The sequence below is a fragment of the Brevundimonas diminuta ATCC 11568 genome, from assembly GCF_000204035.1.
GTDB classification, from domain to species: Bacteria; Pseudomonadota; Alphaproteobacteria; order Caulobacterales; family Caulobacteraceae; genus Brevundimonas; species Brevundimonas diminuta.
In genome coordinates, this window is record NZ_GL883086.1 from 2,033,802 (window position 1) to 2,049,141 (window position 15,340).

The 15,340-nt window shown below is 68.7% G+C and carries 19 protein-coding genes; 11 read left to right on the forward strand and 8 right to left on the reverse strand.

From position 1 onward, the window contains the following. From BDIM_RS13705 to truA, 6 genes are all read left to right on the forward strand, one after another. The coding region (locus tag BDIM_RS13705; protein WP_040346227.1) for an aminotransferase-like domain-containing protein at nucleotides 1-1,103 on the forward strand (1,103 nt) is incomplete at its 5' end. Between the two features lie 77 nt (nucleotides 1,104-1,180). Next, entirely contained in the window at nucleotides 1,181-1,588 is a 408-nt protein-coding gene (locus BDIM_RS13710) for an acyl-CoA thioesterase (RefSeq protein ID WP_003166199.1), read from the forward strand. 73 nt (nucleotides 1,589-1,661) lie between these two features. Beyond that, a complete protein-coding gene (gene def / locus BDIM_RS13715; protein ID WP_003166200.1) occupies nucleotides 1,662-2,234 on the forward strand; it encodes a peptide deformylase in 573 nt (190 codons plus the stop codon). Further along, a complete protein-coding gene (locus tag BDIM_RS13720; RefSeq protein WP_003166203.1) occupies nucleotides 2,234-2,449 on the forward strand; it encodes a hypothetical protein in 216 nt (71 codons plus the stop codon). Before def ends, BDIM_RS13720 begins: the two co-directional genes overlap by 1 nt. 27 nt (nucleotides 2,450-2,476) lie before the next feature. Beyond that, complete coding sequence (gene fmt / locus BDIM_RS13725) at nucleotides 2,477-3,451, forward strand: methionyl-tRNA formyltransferase (protein ID WP_003166204.1); 975 nt, start codon at nucleotides 2,477-2,479, stop codon at nucleotides 3,449-3,451. After that, nucleotides 3,451-4,200 (forward strand): tRNA pseudouridine(38-40) synthase TruA, encoded by a 750-nt coding sequence (truA, locus tag BDIM_RS13730; protein ID WP_003166206.1) that lies wholly within the window; start codon nucleotides 3,451-3,453, stop codon nucleotides 4,198-4,200. The genes fmt and truA overlap by 1 nt, the downstream gene beginning before the upstream one ends. A gap of 9 nt (nucleotides 4,201-4,209) precedes the next feature. Here truA and BDIM_RS13735 read toward each other — a convergent pair whose 3' ends face one another. Both BDIM_RS13735 and BDIM_RS13740 read right to left on the reverse strand, forming a co-directional pair. Next, a complete protein-coding gene (locus BDIM_RS13735; RefSeq protein ID WP_256974069.1) occupies nucleotides 4,210-4,680 on the reverse strand; it encodes a YidB family protein in 471 nt (156 codons plus the stop codon). Between the two features lie 32 nt (nucleotides 4,681-4,712). Further along, nucleotides 4,713-4,850 carry an entericidin A/B family lipoprotein gene (locus BDIM_RS13740; RefSeq protein WP_003166208.1) on the reverse strand — a complete coding sequence of 46 codons (138 nt, stop codon included), beginning with the start codon at nucleotides 4,848-4,850 and terminating at the stop codon, nucleotides 4,713-4,715. Between the two features lie 96 nt (nucleotides 4,851-4,946). Here BDIM_RS13740 and BDIM_RS13745 point away from each other — a divergent pair, with 96 nt between their 5' ends. From BDIM_RS13745 to rplS, 4 genes are all read left to right on the forward strand, one after another. Then, nucleotides 4,947-6,611: a thiamine pyrophosphate-binding protein gene (locus BDIM_RS13745; RefSeq protein ID WP_040346231.1), complete on the forward strand. Its 1,665-nt coding sequence runs from the start codon at nucleotides 4,947-4,949 to the stop codon at nucleotides 6,609-6,611. 89 nt (nucleotides 6,612-6,700) lie between these two features. Further along, nucleotides 6,701-8,539, forward strand: a complete 1,839-nt coding sequence (locus tag BDIM_RS13750; protein WP_003166209.1) for a DUF885 domain-containing protein — start codon at nucleotides 6,701-6,703, stop codon at nucleotides 8,537-8,539. A gap of 171 nt (nucleotides 8,540-8,710) precedes the next feature. Further along, nucleotides 8,711-9,421 (forward strand): tRNA (guanosine(37)-N1)-methyltransferase TrmD, encoded by a 711-nt coding sequence (gene trmD / locus BDIM_RS13755; RefSeq protein WP_003166210.1) that lies wholly within the window; start codon nucleotides 8,711-8,713, stop codon nucleotides 9,419-9,421. Nucleotides 9,422-9,437: 16 nt separating this feature from the next. Further along, nucleotides 9,438-9,854: a 50S ribosomal protein L19 gene (gene rplS, locus BDIM_RS13760; protein WP_003166211.1), complete on the forward strand. Its 417-nt coding sequence runs from the start codon at nucleotides 9,438-9,440 to the stop codon at nucleotides 9,852-9,854. A gap of 119 nt (nucleotides 9,855-9,973) precedes the next feature. On the opposite strand, the gene BDIM_RS13765 is transcribed toward rplS, so the two are convergent. From BDIM_RS13765 to BDIM_RS13785, 5 genes are all read right to left on the reverse strand, one after another. Further along, a complete protein-coding gene (locus tag BDIM_RS13765; RefSeq protein ID WP_040346234.1) occupies nucleotides 9,974-10,423 on the reverse strand; it encodes a PA2169 family four-helix-bundle protein in 450 nt (149 codons plus the stop codon). Nucleotides 10,424-10,482: 59 nt separating this feature from the next. Continuing rightward, nucleotides 10,483-11,325 carry a tryptophan 2,3-dioxygenase gene (locus BDIM_RS13770; RefSeq protein WP_003166213.1) on the reverse strand — a complete coding sequence of 281 codons (843 nt, stop codon included), beginning with the start codon at nucleotides 11,323-11,325 and terminating at the stop codon, nucleotides 10,483-10,485. A 56-nt stretch (nucleotides 11,326-11,381) separates the two neighbouring features. After that, nucleotides 11,382-11,912, reverse strand: coding sequence for a CHAP domain-containing protein (locus tag BDIM_RS13775; RefSeq protein ID WP_003166215.1), 531 nt, complete (start codon nucleotides 11,910-11,912; stop codon nucleotides 11,382-11,384). A gap of 32 nt (nucleotides 11,913-11,944) precedes the next feature. Further along, the gene (locus BDIM_RS13780) at nucleotides 11,945-13,078 is read right to left on the reverse strand and encodes an acyltransferase family protein (protein WP_003166216.1); all 1,134 of its coding nucleotides are present in this window, start codon (nucleotides 13,076-13,078) and stop codon (nucleotides 11,945-11,947) included. Nucleotides 13,079-13,160: 82 nt separating this feature from the next. Next, on the reverse strand, nucleotides 13,161-13,625 hold the full coding sequence (locus BDIM_RS13785; protein ID WP_040346237.1) for a COG3650 family protein: 465 nt from the start codon (nucleotides 13,623-13,625) through the stop codon (nucleotides 13,161-13,163). Nucleotides 13,626-13,721: 96 nt separating this feature from the next. Here BDIM_RS13785 and BDIM_RS13790 point away from each other — a divergent pair, with 96 nt between their 5' ends. Continuing rightward, nucleotides 13,722-14,882: a DNA cytosine methyltransferase gene (locus BDIM_RS13790; protein ID WP_050796733.1), complete on the forward strand. Its 1,161-nt coding sequence runs from the start codon at nucleotides 13,722-13,724 to the stop codon at nucleotides 14,880-14,882. 4 nt (nucleotides 14,883-14,886) lie between these two features. Here the strand turns inward: BDIM_RS13790 and BDIM_RS13795 are convergent, their stop codons facing one another. After that, nucleotides 14,887-15,195: a hypothetical protein gene (locus BDIM_RS13795; RefSeq protein WP_040346239.1), complete on the reverse strand. Its 309-nt coding sequence runs from the start codon at nucleotides 15,193-15,195 to the stop codon at nucleotides 14,887-14,889. Nucleotides 15,196-15,340: the final 145 nt, after the last annotated feature.

Consider the following 15,340-nt stretch of genomic DNA (forward strand, 5'->3'; position numbering starts at 1 on the left):
ACGGAGCGCCCGATGCGCGCCTGATGCCGGGGCTGGAGCTGGCCAGGGCCTTCCGCCGCTCGCTGACCGGCGCCGAACTGAAGTCGCTGTCCGGATACGGCGACCCGCGCGGCGCGCCCTCGCTGCGAACGGCGTTGGCCCGCTATCTGTCGACCGAGCGCGGCCTGACCATCGGCGCAGACGACATCCTGGTCACGCGCGGCAGCCAGATGGCCCTGTTTCTGGCCGCCGCCGTCCTGAATCCCGGCGACGCCATCGCCGTCGAAGATCCCGGCTATCCGCTGGCGTGGAAGGCGTTTCGCGCGGCCGGGGCCAGGGTGGTCAGCGCCCCGGTCGATGCTCAAGGCCTGGACGTCGAACGTCTGGAGGCGCTGCTCGCCCGCGACCCGACCATCCGCGCCGTCTATGTCACGCCCCATCATCAGTTCCCGACCACCGTCACCCTGGGCGCCGGACGACGCCTGCGCCTGCTGGAGATGGCGCGTCGCCACGGCCTGATCCTGATCGAGGACGACTATGATCATGAATACCGCTTCGAGGGCCGCCCGGTCCTGCCCCTGGCCGCCCGCGCCCTAGGCAGGAGCCAGGGCCAGGACGGGAACCGCATCATCCATATCGGTTCGGTGTCCAAACTGCTCTCGCCCGTGGTCCGCATCGGCTATGCGACAGGCGCGCCGGACCTGATCCAGGCCATGACCGCGCGACGCGAGGCCATCGACCGTCAGGGCGACCTGCCGCTGGAACGGGCGCTGGCGCGGCTGATCGACGACGGAGAGTTGGGCCGCCACGCCCGCAAGGCGCGCAAGATCTATGAACAGCGCCGCGATCTATTGTGCGCCGAGATCGCCGCCCGGCTGGGCGATGCGGTCGCCTTCGACAAGCCGGCGGGCGGGCTGGCGCTGTGGCTGCGCGTGAACCCGGACATCGACGCCGCCGCCTGGGCCGCCGAGGCCGAGCGATCCGGCCTGATCCTGACGCACGGCGGCCAGCTTCAACTCCAGCCCGGCCTAGGCCGCAACGCCTTCCGCATCGGTTTCGCCAGCCTGGACGAAGCCGAACTGGTCCGCGCCGTGACAAGGCTGAAAGCGGCCGTCCCAAACTAGGCTATCGAGAACGACTTGCACCTGACCGCGCACCAGCGCATGAACCGACCTCGATAGAGCCGCCCAAGAGGTCATCCGTGTCCGACGTCGACAAAACCGCCGCCACCCTGCCCGAGGGCCAGCCCGTCGGCCGCGTCATCGCCATGCCCGCCGACACCAATCCGGAAGGCGACATCTTCGGCGGCTGGCTGCTGGCGCAGATGGACCTGGCCGGGGCGACCCCGGCGTTCGAGCGCGCGGGCGGCCGCTGCGCCACCGTGGCCCTCGACGGCATGGTCTTCCACCAGCCGGTGTCGGTCGGCGACGAAGTCTCCATCTACGCCAAGATCATCCGCACGGGCCGCACGTCGATCCGCGTCCATGTCGAGGCGTGGAAGCGCGCCCGCGGCCAGGCCGAGGCCCAATCGGTCCGCGTGACCGAGGGCGTCTTCACCTATGTGGCCATCGACCAGGAGCGCAAGCCGCGCGAAGTGCCGCCCGCCTGAAGCCGGCCGAGAAGTCCGAGCGCCACGGTCGGTAATTCTTGACGTTCGGGGGCGGCGGCCCTACCTCCCCCGCATGGCCATTCGTCGTATCCTGACTATCGATAACGCCGCCGATCTGGCGATCCTGAAGACCGTCGCCGCGCCCGTCGAAGGCGGCGTCACCGACGCCGTGCGCGCCCTCATGGATGACATGCTGGAGACGATGTACGACGCGCCGGGCATCGGGCTGGCCGCGCCCCAGATCGGCGAGCTGACCCGCGTGGTCGTCATGGACCTGGGCGACAAGCCGGTCGAGGGCGCCTCTGACGAGCCGCAGACCGAGGAAGAGGCGCTGGAGCGCCGCAACCCACGCTTCTTCGTCAACCCGGAAATCCTGTGGTCGTCCGAAGAGATGTTCTCCTACGAGGAAGGCTGCCTGTCGGTGCCGACCTATTACGACTCGGTCGAGCGCCCCGCCCGCGTGCGCGTGCGCTACATGAACTATCAGGGCGAGACGATCGAGGAAGAGATCGAGGGCCTGTACGCCGTCTGCTTCCAGCACGAGCTGGACCACCTGAACGGCGTGCTGTTCATCGACCACCTGTCGCGCCTGCGTCGCGACCGAGCGGTCTCCAAGGTCAAGAAACACGCGAGGATGGCCGCCTGATGGCTCGCAAGACCCGCATCATCGACCAGCGCGGCCGTCGCCGCCTGACCCGCAACGAAAAGGTCGGCGTCGCCAGCGTCGCGACCTTGCTGGCCGTCGCCGCCGTCGGCGTGGTGGCCGGTCTGGTCATCGACCGTCTGCTCGATTTCGACGACGCCCTGGACGCGGGCGGCGAGTGGGACGAGGGCGGCGGCGTCTATACCCGCTGGATGTAATCGGCCCCACGGTCTAAAGGCCTGCCCATGCGCCTAGCCTTCATGGGAACCCCCGACTTCGCCGTGCCGTCCCTGGCCGAGTTGATCGCCTCGGGGCACGAGATCGTCGCCGTCTATTCGCAACCGCCGCGCCCCAAGGGCCGGGGTCAGAAGCTGACGCCGTCGCCGGTTCACGCCTTCGCCGAGGCCATGGGCCTGCCGGTCTTCACGCCTGAGAGTATGAAGTCGCCGGAGGCCATCGACGTCTTCAAGAGCCTGGACCTCGACGCGGCCTGCGTCGTCGCCTACGGCCAGATCCTGAAGCCTGAAGTGCTGGAGGCGCCGCGTCTGGGCTGCTTCAACCTGCACGGGTCGCTGCTGCCGCGCTGGCGCGGGGCCGCCCCGATCCAGCGCGCCATCATGGCCGGGGACCGCCAGACCGGCGCCCAGATCATGCGGATGAGCGAGGGGCTGGACGAAGGCGCCATCATCCTGTCCGAACTAATGGACATCCACGCCGACGACACGGCCGCCTCTCTGGGCGACCGCATGGCCCATGTCGGCGCCGCCCTGTGGCCCCGCGCGCTGGCCGCCATCGAGCGCGGCGGCTTCACCGAGACGCAGCAGGCGGGCGAGCCGACCTACGCCAAGAAGATCACTTCGGCCGAGGCGCGTATCGACTGGACCCGCCCGGCCGCAGAGGTGGACGCCCACATCCGCGGCCTGTCGCCCTTCCCCGGCGCCTGGTTCGAGGTCGAGGCTGACGGCGAGCCCGTCCGCATCAAGGCCCTGATGTCGGTTCTGGCCGAAGGACAGGGGACGCCCGGTCAGGTGCTGGACGACGCCCTGACGATCGCCTGCGGAACCGGCGCCGTGCGCCTGACCCGCGTGCAGCGCCCCGGCAAGGCGGCGCAACCGGCCGACGAGATGCTGCGGGGCTTTCCGGTTCCAGCCGGCGCCATGCTGGACGGGCCGCGTCAGGTCGAGAAGGCGGAGCCTTCTGATCGCGGCCCCCAAGGCTAATGCCCCGGTATCGTTTCACAGTTGAATACGACGGCTCGGCCTACAACGGTTTTCAGGCCCAGCTCGGCCAGCCGACCGTGCAGGGCGCCATCGAGACGGCGATCACCGCCTTCAGCGGCCAGGCCGTGCGGATCGCCGCCGCCGGGCGCACCGACACAGGCGTCCACGCCACGGGCCAGACCTGCCATGTCGATCTGGAGCGCGACTGGCCGGCGCAGACGGTGATGAACGCCCTGAACGCCCATCTGGTGAAGGAGGCCGTGGCGGTGCTGGACTGCACGCCGGTCAGCGACGACTGGCACGCCCGCTTCACCGCCAATGGGCGCAAATACCTGTATCGCATCCTGAACCGGCCCGGCCGTCCGGCGCTGGATCGAGGCCGGGTCTGGCACGTCAGGAAGCCGCTGGACGCCGAAGCCATGCATGCGGCGGCGCAGGCCCTGATCGGACTGCACGACTTCACCACCTTCCGCGACGCCGCCTGTCAGTCGGCCAGTCCGATCAAGACGCTGGACGTGGCCCGCGTCTCCCGCGTCGGCGAAGAGGTGCATCTGGTGTTCGAGGCGCGCAGCTTCCTGCATCGGCAGGTGCGCTCGATGGCGGGCAGCATCGCCGAGGTCGGCCTGGGTCGCTGGCGCCCTGCCGACCTGGCCGATGCGCTCGAAGCCAGGGACCGCGCGCGGTGCGGCCCGGTGGCGCCGTCAGACGGGCTTTATCTGACGGGCGTCACCTATGAGGCCGAAGCCTAGCGCCAAGCCTTAGCGCTTGAACAGGCCGCCCAGCGCGCCGCCGAGGCCGCCCGGCAGGTTGTCGAGCAGGCCGCCCAGCATGTCGTCGGCGCCGTCGACGGAGCCGCCCGGCGTCAGGCGATCGACCGCTTCCGGCAGCAGGCCCGCCAGGGTCTCGCTGGCCTGTTCCGGCGAAATGCCCAGCTTCTGGGCGAAGTCGGCGATCGGGCCCGAGCCGATGACGGCGGCGATCTGCTCCGGCGAGATCGCGGCGTTGCCGCCCTTGCCGATCCATGAGGCCGCCACGTCGCCCAGGCCGTTCTGACCGAACTTTTCGGCCAGTCCCGCCACGCCGCCCTGCCCTTTCAGCAGGTCGGCCAGGCCGCCGGCGGCGTCATCGCCGAGGCCGCCCAGGATATTGTCCAGAAGTCCCATCTCAATTCCTCCGATTGCGCCGTCAGAATGATGGACTTCGTCTGCGGATTTGTGGCGAAAAGGCAAAACAAGGCAACGCCTCGCGCCTTCGCCTGACGTCAGCTCTTGGCGCGCTCCGAGCCCGAGGTGACGGCCTGACCGGCGGCGGACAGGTCGCGGCCGATGCCCGACACCGTGTTGCAGGCGGCGGTGGTCAGGGCGGCGGCGATGACGCCGAGAACGATGAGCTTGCGCATGATGACATCCCCATGGATCGATTTGGCGCTTCAACGTGAAGCTTGACCATAAGGTTGCATGGCCAATTCATCCTTCAATCTGCTAACGGCGAAAGCATGACGCAAGCTTCCGGAACCGCCGCCCGCCGTTTGGTCGAAACCCTGGTGATGAACGGGGTCGACAAGGTCTTCTGCGTGCCGGGCGAGAGCTATCTCGCCGTGCTCGACGCCCTGGCCGACGTGCGAGACCAGATCGAGGTCATCGTCTGCCGCCACGAGGCCGGCGCCGCCAACATGGCCGAAGCCTACGGCAAGCTGACCGGAAAGCCGGGCGTCTGCATGGTCACGCGCGGACCGGGCGCCACCCACGCCTCGATCGGCGTGCATACGGCGCATCAGGATTCGACGCCGATGATCATGTTCGTCGGTCAGATCGCCCTGACCGACCGCGGCCGCGGCGCCTTTCAGGAAGTCGACTACCGCGAAGTGTTCGGCGGCCTGGCCAAATGGGCGACCGAGATCGAGAGCCCGGAGCGCACGGTGGAAGTGGTCGAGCGCGCCTTCGCCACGGCCCAGCAAGGCCGCATGGGCCCGGTGGTCGTCGCCCTGCCCGAGAATATCCTGCACGAGGACGGCGGCCCCTCGCCCATCCGCCCCGTCGTCCCGGCCAGGGCGGCCCTGGACCCGGCCTTCGTCGAACAGGTGCGCGAGCGCCTGTCGCGCGCCGAACGCCCGATGCTGATCTTGGGCGGCTCCGGCTGGAGCGATGAGGCGACGGACGCGATCTCCGGCTGGGCCGAACGCCTGGGCCTGCCGATCGCCCTGTCCTTCCGCCGCAAGGATCTGATCCGCAACGACCACCCCGGCTATGCGGGCGACCTCGGCCTGGGGCCCAACCCCAAGCTGGTGGCGCGGGTCAAGGACGCCGACCTGCTGCTGGTGATCGGCGCGCGCATGGGCGAAAACCCGACCCAGGGCTACACCCTGCTGGACCGAACGAAGACGGCCGAAAGCCTGATCCACATCCATCCGGGGCCGGAAGAGCTAGGCCGCGTCTGGGCGCCCGCCCTGTCAGCGGCGGCGGACAACTCGCTGGCGGCCCTGGCCCTGTCGGCCATCGAGCCGAGCCGCGTCTGGACCGAACAGGGCGCGGCGGCCCATGCAGACTTCCTCGCCTTCTCCTCGCCCATCGAGGTCAAGAGCGCGGTCAATATGAGCGAGGTCATCGCCCATCTGGCGCAGGCCCTGCCCGAGGACGCCATCCTGACCAACGGCGCGGGGAACTTCGCCGCCTGGCTGCACCGCTTCCACCGCCACCAGGCCCGCCGCACCCAGTTGGCCCCGACATCGGGCGCCATGGGCTATGGCTATCCGGCGGCGCTGGGGGCCAAGGCGGTCCATCCGTCGCGCGAAGTGGTCTGCATCGCCGGCGACGGCGACTTCATGATGAGCGCCAATGAGATGGCGACCGCCGCCCAATACGGCCTCGGCGTCGTCGTCGTGGTCGTGGACAACGGAACCTTCGGCACCATCCGCATGCACCAGGAGCGGGAATACCCGACCCGCGTCATCGCCACCGACCTGAAGAACCCCGACTTCGTGAAGTTCGCCGAGGCCTTCGGCGCCTTCGCCATACGCTGCGAGACGACCGGCGACTTCCCGGCGGCCCTGGCGGCGGCGCGCGAGGCGGCGGCGAGCGGCCGTCCCGCCCTGGTCCACCTGATCACCGACGCCGAACAGATCGCGCCGGGCCGCACGATCACCGACCTGCGCGGCGCCTGATCGCAACAGAACCCTGGCCGCCGCGGCTTGCCTGCGGCGGCGCTTCGGGGAACAGTGCCGCCCTTGTTGTACCGAGGGGGGTCTTTCTCATGCGTCGTCTTCTGATTTCATCCGCCGCCGTCCTGGCGCTTTGCGCCGCCGCGCCCGCCGCCATGGCAGAGGGGGCCGCGCCGGCCTCGACAACCGCCCAGGCCCAAAACGAAGACGCCCGGCTCAACGCCTTCTTCGAACAGGCCTTCGAAGCGCGCGTGGCGCTGAGCCCCCAGCGCATGACCTCGCTGGGCCGCAAGACCGACTATGACAAGCTGGACGACGTCTCCGACGCCGCCGCCGAACGCTCGCTGGCCCTGCAGGAAGCCCAGCTGGCGCAAATGAAGGCCCAGTTCGACCCGGCCAAGCTGAGCGAGCAGAGCCGCCTATCCTGGCGCCTGTTCGAACACGGCGTGCAGCAGGCGCGCCTGTCGAACCAGTGGCGCGACTGGGGCTTCCAGTTCGCCGCCAACGGCAACCCGACCACCAGCCTGCCGGTCTTCCTGATCAACAACCACCGCATCGGCAGCGTCTCGGACGCCGAGGCCTATGTCGCCCGCCTGAACGCCGCCGAGCGCTACATGGGCCAGGTGGCCGACACCCTGACGGCGCGCGCCGGCAAGGGCGTGGTCTCGCCGCGCTTCGTCTTCGAGCCCTCGATCGACAACACCCGCGCGGTGATCGCCGGCGCCCCGTTCGACGGCGGCGCCGACAACCCGGTCTGGGCCGACTTCCAGAAGAAGATCGCCGCCCTCGACGCCGATCAGGCGACCAAGGACCGCCTGCTGGCCTCGGCCCGCACGGCCCTGACCGGCCCCTACAAGCGCGGCTTCGACACGGTTCTGGCGGCGCTCGGCCAGGTGCAGACCCAGGCCGACAGCGACGCGGGCGTCTGGCGCCTGCCGCAGGGCGAGGCCTATTACAACGCGCGCCTGCAGCTCTCGACCACCACCGACCTGACCGCCGACCATATCCATCAGATCGGCCTGGACGAGGTCGCCCGCATCCAGCGCGACATGGAGACGATCAAGACCCAGGTCGGCTTCACCGGCTCGCTGCAGGACTTCTTCGCCTTCCTGAAAACCGATCCGCAGTTCCAGTATCCGAACACGCCGGAAGGCAAGGAAGCCTATCTGACCGACGCCCGCGCCTTTGTGGCCCAGGTCATGGCCGTAGCGCCGCAGTGGTTCTCCAACCTGCCCAAGGCCCCGCTGGAGGTCCGCGCGGTCGAGCCGTTCCGTGAGGCGACGGCCTCCATCGCCTTCTACAACTCGCCTGCACCGGACGGCTCGCGCCCCGGCATCTACTACGTCAACCTGTCGGACATGACCCAGGTGCTGAAGCCCCAGATCGAGGGCATCAGCTATCACGAGGGCGCGCCGGGCCACCACTTCCAGATCGCCTATGCGCAGGAGATGGAGCACCTGCCCAGCTTCCGCCGCTTCGGCGGCTACGGCGCCTATTCCGAAGGCTGGGGTCTGTATTCCGAGCGCCTGGGCAAGGAGATGGGCTTCTATCAGGATCCCTATTCCGACTTCGGCCGCCTCTCGACCGAGCTGTGGCGCGCGGTGCGTCTGGTGACCGACACCGGCCTGCACGCCAAGCGCTGGAGCCGTGAGCAGGCGATGGACTACTTCCGCCACAACTCCCTGCTGTCCGAGCGCGACATCCAGAAGGAGGTCGAGCGCTACATCACCAACCCCGGCCAGGCGACCAGCTACAAGATCGGCGAGCTGAAGATCGAGGAACTGCGCGCCAAGGCCGAGGCGGCGCTGGGCGACAAGTTCGACATCAAGGACTTCCACACCGTGGTCCTGGGATCGGGCGCCGTGCCGCTGGACGTTCTGGGCGACCTGGTCGACGCCTGGATCGCCAAGGGCGGCGGCGCGCCCAACTAAGTCTTCCTTCTCCTCTCCGGGGGAGAAGGTGGGCGCCGGAGGCGCTCGGATGAGAAGGAGGTTTCAGCGCACGCGCGGCTGACGTCTCGCCTTCATCCGCCCGCCCCCTCATCCGTCATGCTGACGCATGACACCTTCTCCCCCGAGGGGAGAAGGGCTAGGAGGCTGCCCATGCCCTTTACCGCCACCGTCCTGACCATGTTCCCCGAGGCCTTTCCCGGACCGCTGGGGGTGTCGCTGATCGGCGCCGCCTGGCGCGAGAAGGGGCTGTGGGACTTGCAGACGCTGGACATTCGCGCGTTTTCCGAAGATAAGCGCGGCTTCCTGGACGACACCCCTGCGGGCGGCGGTCCTGGTCAGGTGCTGAAAGCGGACGTGGTGGCCAGGGCTCTCGACAGCCTGGAAGGCCCGCCTAGGCCGCTTTTGTACATGAGCGCACGCGGTCGACCCCTGACGCAGGCGCGAGTGACGGAATGGGCCAAGGCCGACGGCATCGTCGTGCTGTGCGGCCGTTTCGAGGGGGTGGACCAACGGGTGCTCGACGCCCGGGGGTTCGAGGAGGTCTCCGTCGGGGACGCGGTGCTCGCCGGCGGCGAGGCGGCGGCCATGGTGGCGATCGAGGCGTGCGTCCGGTTGGTTCCGGGGGTTCTGGGTGCGGCGGAAAGCCTGTCCACCGAGAGCTTCGAGGACGACCTGCTTGAGCATCCGCAGTACACGCGACCGCGGACGTTCGAGGGCCACGACATCCCCGAGATCCTGTTGTCAGGCGATCACAAGAAGATCGCCAAATGGCGCCAGGAGCAAAGGGAAAAGACCACGCGGGAGCGGCGCCCGGATCTCTGGGAGCGGCATCTCGCCAACTTACAGCTAAAGAGCAAATAAGCTCCGGAGAGACACTATGAACATCGTCCAGCAGCTCGCTGCCGAAGAAAAAGCCCGCCTGCTCGAAGGCAAGACCATCCCCGAATTCCAGCCGGGCGACACCCTGCGCGTCAACGTGCGCATCAAGGAAGGCGAGCGCGAACGCATCCAGGCGTTCGAAGGCGTCTGCATCGCCCGTGACGGCGGCGGCATCAACGAGACCTTCACGGTCCGCAAGATTTCCTTCGGTGAAGGCGTGGAGCGTCGCTTCCCGATCCTGTCGCCGAACGTCGACTCCATCGAAGTGAAGCGTCGCGGCGTCGTCCGTCGCGCCAAGCTGTACTACCTGCGCGACCGTCGCGGTAAGTCGGCCCGTATCGCCGAGCGCCAGACGGCCCGCAAGGTCGCCGTCCCGGCCACCGGCACGGCCGAGAAGGCCGGCGACGAGGCCTGATTTCAGGCTTCGGCTTCGCGCTGAAGATCAAGAGCCCCGGCGGAGACGCCGGGGCTTTTTAGTATCTGACCTCTAGTGCGCAAACACTCGCCGCGCGGGGGCTCGCTGCTTGAGCGCCTCTAGCCCGCCAGTCCCTGTTTCAGGGCGCTCAGTTGGCCGCGCCCCGCCCGGACCTCGTCATAGGCGCGGCGGATGGTCTCCTTGGTCGTCGCCGACAGGGCGTCATCCGACAGCGCGCGCTCAAAGCGCATCTTCAGCTGATCCTCGCCGCTTTCGACCATACCGAGCACTGAGGCGTCGTTGCGCAGCAGGGCGTGCTTCACATCCATGAAGGCCCGCTGGGCCTTGGCCAGGATGGAGCCGTCTTCCTCCGGCGATCCGCCGCGTTCGCGCACCGCCGCCTTGAACGCCTCGGCCAGACGACGCCGCTCGGCCGCCCGCGCCTCGAACCAGGTGCGATAGGGGCCGTCCGCCGCCTCCACGGCCGCCTGATGATAGCCGTCGGCGCTGTCGACCAGCCCCTCGACCAAACCGTTGAGGGTCTTGATGTCGTGGCTATTGCCGCTCATCGGAAACCTCCGTTGCTGCTCAAGAGAGAAACCCCTGCCAGCGGCGAAGGTTTCCAGCGTCACAGCTTGGTGCGCAGCGACCACAGCTCGGGGAAGCAGCGGCGCTTCAGCGTCTCGACCAGATAGCCGACGCCGTCGGTGCCGCCCGTGCCCTGGCGACGGCCGATGATGCGCTCGACCGTGACCACATGCTTGTGCCGCCACGTCAGCAGGGCGTCGTCCAGATCGACCAGCTTTTCGGCCAGTTGGTACAGCGGCCACCAGCGCTCGGTGTCGCGATAGACCTCCAGCCAGGCGGCCTCGACGCCCTCGTTCGCCTCATAGGACTGGCTGACGTCGCGGTTGAGCACGGCCTCCGGCACGGGCAGGCCCGCCTTGGCCAGCTGACGCAGGGCGTCGTCGTAGAGGCTGGGCGCCTCCAGGGCCGCCTGCAGCGCCGCATGGGCGTCAGGGCGTTCGGCGTGGAAGCGCAGGAAGCGCGGGTCTTTCAGGCCCAGCATGGTCTCCAGACGACGGAACTGGTCGCTCTGGAAACCCGAACTGGCGCCCAGGTCGCCGCGGAACTTCAGGTAGTCGGCGGGCGTCATGGTGGCCAGGATGTCCCAGCTCTGGGTCATCACCGACTGGATGCGGCTGACGCGGGCCAGGCTCTTGTAGGCGGGCACAAGATCGCCTGCGCGCACCAGCGTCTGCGCCAGCGCCACCTCGTGCAGGATCTGCTTGAGCCACAGTTCCTTGGTCTGGTGGATGATGACGAACAGCATTTCGTCATGCTGGTCGGAGCGCGGCTTCTGGGCGGACAGGATGTCGTCGAGCGCCAGATAGCCGGCGTAGGTCACGCCCTGCGGCTCATGCTTGGCCGTCTCGATCGCGTGTCCGCGGATGTCGTTTGCTTCGGTCATGCGCCAGCTATCGCCCGATCAGCCGGGCGGGGCCAGACCCTTTTTGACTTGAGAAACTAGTTGGCGGCGCGGTCGTCGGCGACGGCGGTGGCGGCCATCTGACGGCCGTTGGCGAAGGCGTCGCGGGCGTTGTTGTAGATGAAGCCGTAGGTCGGATAGACGGTCGTGCCCAGATCGTTGATCGGGTTGTACCAGACCTTCACCCGGCTCCAGTCGCCCGAGGACGAGACGTCCACGACGGTGACGTTTTCCTCGACCTTGCCGCGGCTGCCGCCCCAATTGGCGTGAGTGACGCGGATCACGCGGTCGGTCAGGACGTCGGAGACGACGGCGACGTGGCCGGCGCTCATGCGGCCGTGGGGCTGGAACACCAGCACCGAGCCGGTCTCAGGCGCGTCGCCGGTGCGGAACTTGCTGACGGCCTGACGCCACCAGGTCCAGGCGTCGCCGAAGATCTGAATCCCCGAGAACATGCGCGCGAAGGTCACGCACTGCCAATAGGGGTCGCCGGCCTGAGCCGGGGTCGTGCTGAAGGCGAAGAAGCCAAGGGTCGCCGCAAGGGCGGCGGCTGTGAGCCGTTTCATCATCTGGCGTGCTCCCGACTGAATGCGGACAAGCCTTAGACGATAGGGTCAGAATGTTGAAGAACTGTTTCCGACTGTTTCCCCGGCTGATCCACAGATGATCGCCGCTTCGCCGCCCATCCACGCAGGAAACGACGGGCCGGGCGCTCGATCAGCTGGTGAACAATCGCCGCCGCGACAATCAAGCCCGCGATGACCGCCAGCCACAATACGAGAGGAAGCTGCTTGTCTTCCGCTCCGGTCAGGCGCGCCGCGACATTGACCGCCAGGATCTGCCACGGGGCGCACAGCATATAGACCGCATAGCTGATCTCGCCGAGATAGACTGCGGGAGCGGAGCCGAGAACGCCCGCCTTGTTCGCCGGAATGCTAGCCAAGGCCAGGATCAGCAGGCCGCCGGACAGGACGGTGATCCCGTCCCAGCTCATCAGCGAGGCGCTGAGCGCCATCACGACCGCCGCCGCCAGAGCCAGCAAGCCCGCGCGCGGCAAGGGCGCCCGGCGATAGACCAGGTAGAGGGCGCAGCCGTAGGCGAAGCACGGCACGATCCGCAGAGCGCCCCATTTGAAGGTCGCCTCGGTCAGGCGATAGCCGGCGACGCGCTCAAAACCGACATAGAGGGCGGCAAGGAACAGCGCCGCCGCCCCTGTCGCCAGCCACGGCCGGTTCCGCAACTTCCACGCTGCGGCGGCGAAGACGGGGAAGGTCAGATAGGCGAACCATTCGGCCGAGATAGACCAGGACGGGTGGTTCCAGCCCGCCTCGCCCGCAAACCCCCAGGCGTGGACCATCAGCAGGTTGGGCAGCAGCGTCTTCCAGCTGAGGATGCTGGCGTCGATCGCCATGCCGGCCGCCGTCGCCGCCAACCCCAGGGCCATGACGCCGAAGAGGGTGAACAGGTGCAGCGGATAGACCCGCGCGATGCGCGCCCACAGGAAGCCCCTGTAGCCGAAGCGTTTCTCGCCGAACGCCTGCAGATAGACGTGGCTGAGGATGAAGCCCGACAGGACGAAGAAGAGCTCGACGCCCAGATAGCCCTTGGCCGCCAGGGCGGGCATGCCGCCGACCGCCAGATTGGGCCACATCAGATAGACCACGACCCACAGGGCCGCGAGGAACCTGAGCGAAGTCAGGGGACGGATGTCGATCGGCGTCGCTACGGGCGTCATGGGACCATCCTGGCCGGTGAACCGACCGGGGACAGCCCGGCCGCATAACAGCGCTCAATGCAAGCCGGGCGCCAGCTTCGCCTTACTCTACGCGGCCGCTCTCCCCGGCCCTCTCGATGGCGGCCGTGGCGGCGGCGCAGCCGGTCAGGGTCTCATCCCCGATCTCGACCTTGGCGGTCAGGGGATAGGTGCGGTCGCTCATGCCGTCCGAGCAGTCCGTCGCCGTCAGGGTGACGGTCAGATCCGTCCCGGCCTCGGTCTTGGCGGTCCAGCTGGCGACCGTGCCCTGCAGGCTCGGACCGGGATTGGCGGCCTTCTGCTCGGCCCGGTCGACGCCGGAATAGGTCAGGCCGTCCGGCTTGATCTCCACCGCCCAGAAGGGCTCGGTTCCCAGCACGCGCACCGGCTGGTCCAGATCGACGCCCGCCAGGGCGCGCGGCTCGACCTTGGCGGGCGCGGGCGCCTTTTCAGCGGGCTGCGAGCAGGCGGCCAGGGCCAAAGACAGAGTCAGGGACAAGGCGGCGGCGGAGAGGAGGGCGACGCGCATGGCGGTCCTTTCTGAAAATTCGCGGCCAAAGTCCCGGTTTGCCCTCCCCCCGTCAAGACAGGCGCCAAAGCGGCTCGCCTGGGTTAATGTCCCCCCATGCCGATTCGCCCCGCCCCGATTGCACACGCAGGCGCCGCCTTCACAGCCTGCGAATTCTTCGCGGGAGGCGGTCTGGCGGGGCTGGGGCTGAACCTGGACGGCGTCGGCTTCCGCACCGTTCTGGCCAACGACATCGACGCGGCCAAGGCGCGCGCCTTTCGCGCCAACCACCCCGAGACCTCGCTGATCCACGCCGACGTCTGGGCGGTGACGCCGGATCAGGTTCCGGGCGCGCCCGACCTGTGCTGGGCGTCGTCGCCGTGTCAGGACGTCAGCCTGGCGGGCGCGCGCGGCGGGCTGAAGGCCCAGCGCTCGGGCGCCTTCTGGGGCTTCTGGAAGCTGATGCAGGGTTTGGACGCCGAAGGCCGCGCCCCGCCCATCATCGTGCTGGAGAACGTCGTCGGCCTGCTGACCTCGGGCGAAGGGCAGGACTTCGCCGCTGTGTGCGGGGCCATGGCCGAGGCGGGCTATACGGTCGGCGCGCTGGAAATCGACGCCGGGCTGTGGCTGCCGCAGTCGCGCCCGCGCCTGTTCATCATCGCCATGCGGGGCGTCGAGGGGCCGCGCCTGCCCGCCCCCGCCCAACCCTTCCATTCCTCGCGCCTGATCTCCGCCTGGGAGCGCCTGCCCGAAGCGGCGAAGGCGAACTGGGCCTGGTGGCGGCTGGCCGTTCCGCCGCGCCGCAACCTCGACCTGGCGACCGTTCTGGAAGCTGAGACGCCCTGTTTCAGCGAAGCGGAGACGCAGACTCTGCTGACCATGCTGTCGCCGCTGCACCGGGCGCGGCTGGAGACGCTCAAAGCCTCAGGCGAGCGCCGCGTCGGCGCGGCCTTCCGCCGGGTGCGAACCAAGGACGGAAAAAAGCTGCAACGGCTGGAGATGCGCTTCGACGGTCTAGCCGGATGCCTGCGCACGCCGTCAGGCGGTTCATCGCGCCAGTACGTCGTGATCGTCGACGGCGGCCGCGTCGCCATGCGTCGGCTGACCGGGCGCGAGGCCGCCCGCCTGATGGGGGTGGACGACGCCTATCGCCTGCCGGCCAGCGAAAGCGCGGCGCTGAAGCTGATGGGCGACGCCGTGGCCGTGCCGGTGGTGGACGCCCTGGCGCGCGGCCTGTTCCTGCCCGCCCTCTCCGGCCAGGCGGAAGCCGCCGCCTGAAGCCTTAGTAGTAGAGGTCGTCGTCCTTGCGGTCCTCGGCGCTCTCGATGCCGGGGTCGAAGCTATTGTCGACCTGATCGTCCCAGCCGTCGCGATCAGAGCGGAAGGCCAGGGCCATCAGCCCCCAGGCCAGGCCGACCGTGCCCAGCACGCCCAGCCCCATGGCGATCCAGCCGTGCAGGCTCATCTCGCCCCCGCCGATCAGACGCCAATAGGCCGCCAGCCCAAGCGTGCTGACGGCCGATATGGCGACGGCGAGGAGCAACGACCGCAGAAGCCGGACCAGCCGCCCGCCTCTGGAGGTCGATGTCATGGCTCAGCTCAGCGCTGGACCCACTGGCCCTGGGCGTTCTTGTACCACTGGCCCGAGCTGATGCGCGGCAGCAGCTGGGTCTCGAACATCCGGGCGCCGGCCACTTCGGCCGAGGTGCCGGCGTCGGCGGCGCTGCGGGCGTAGG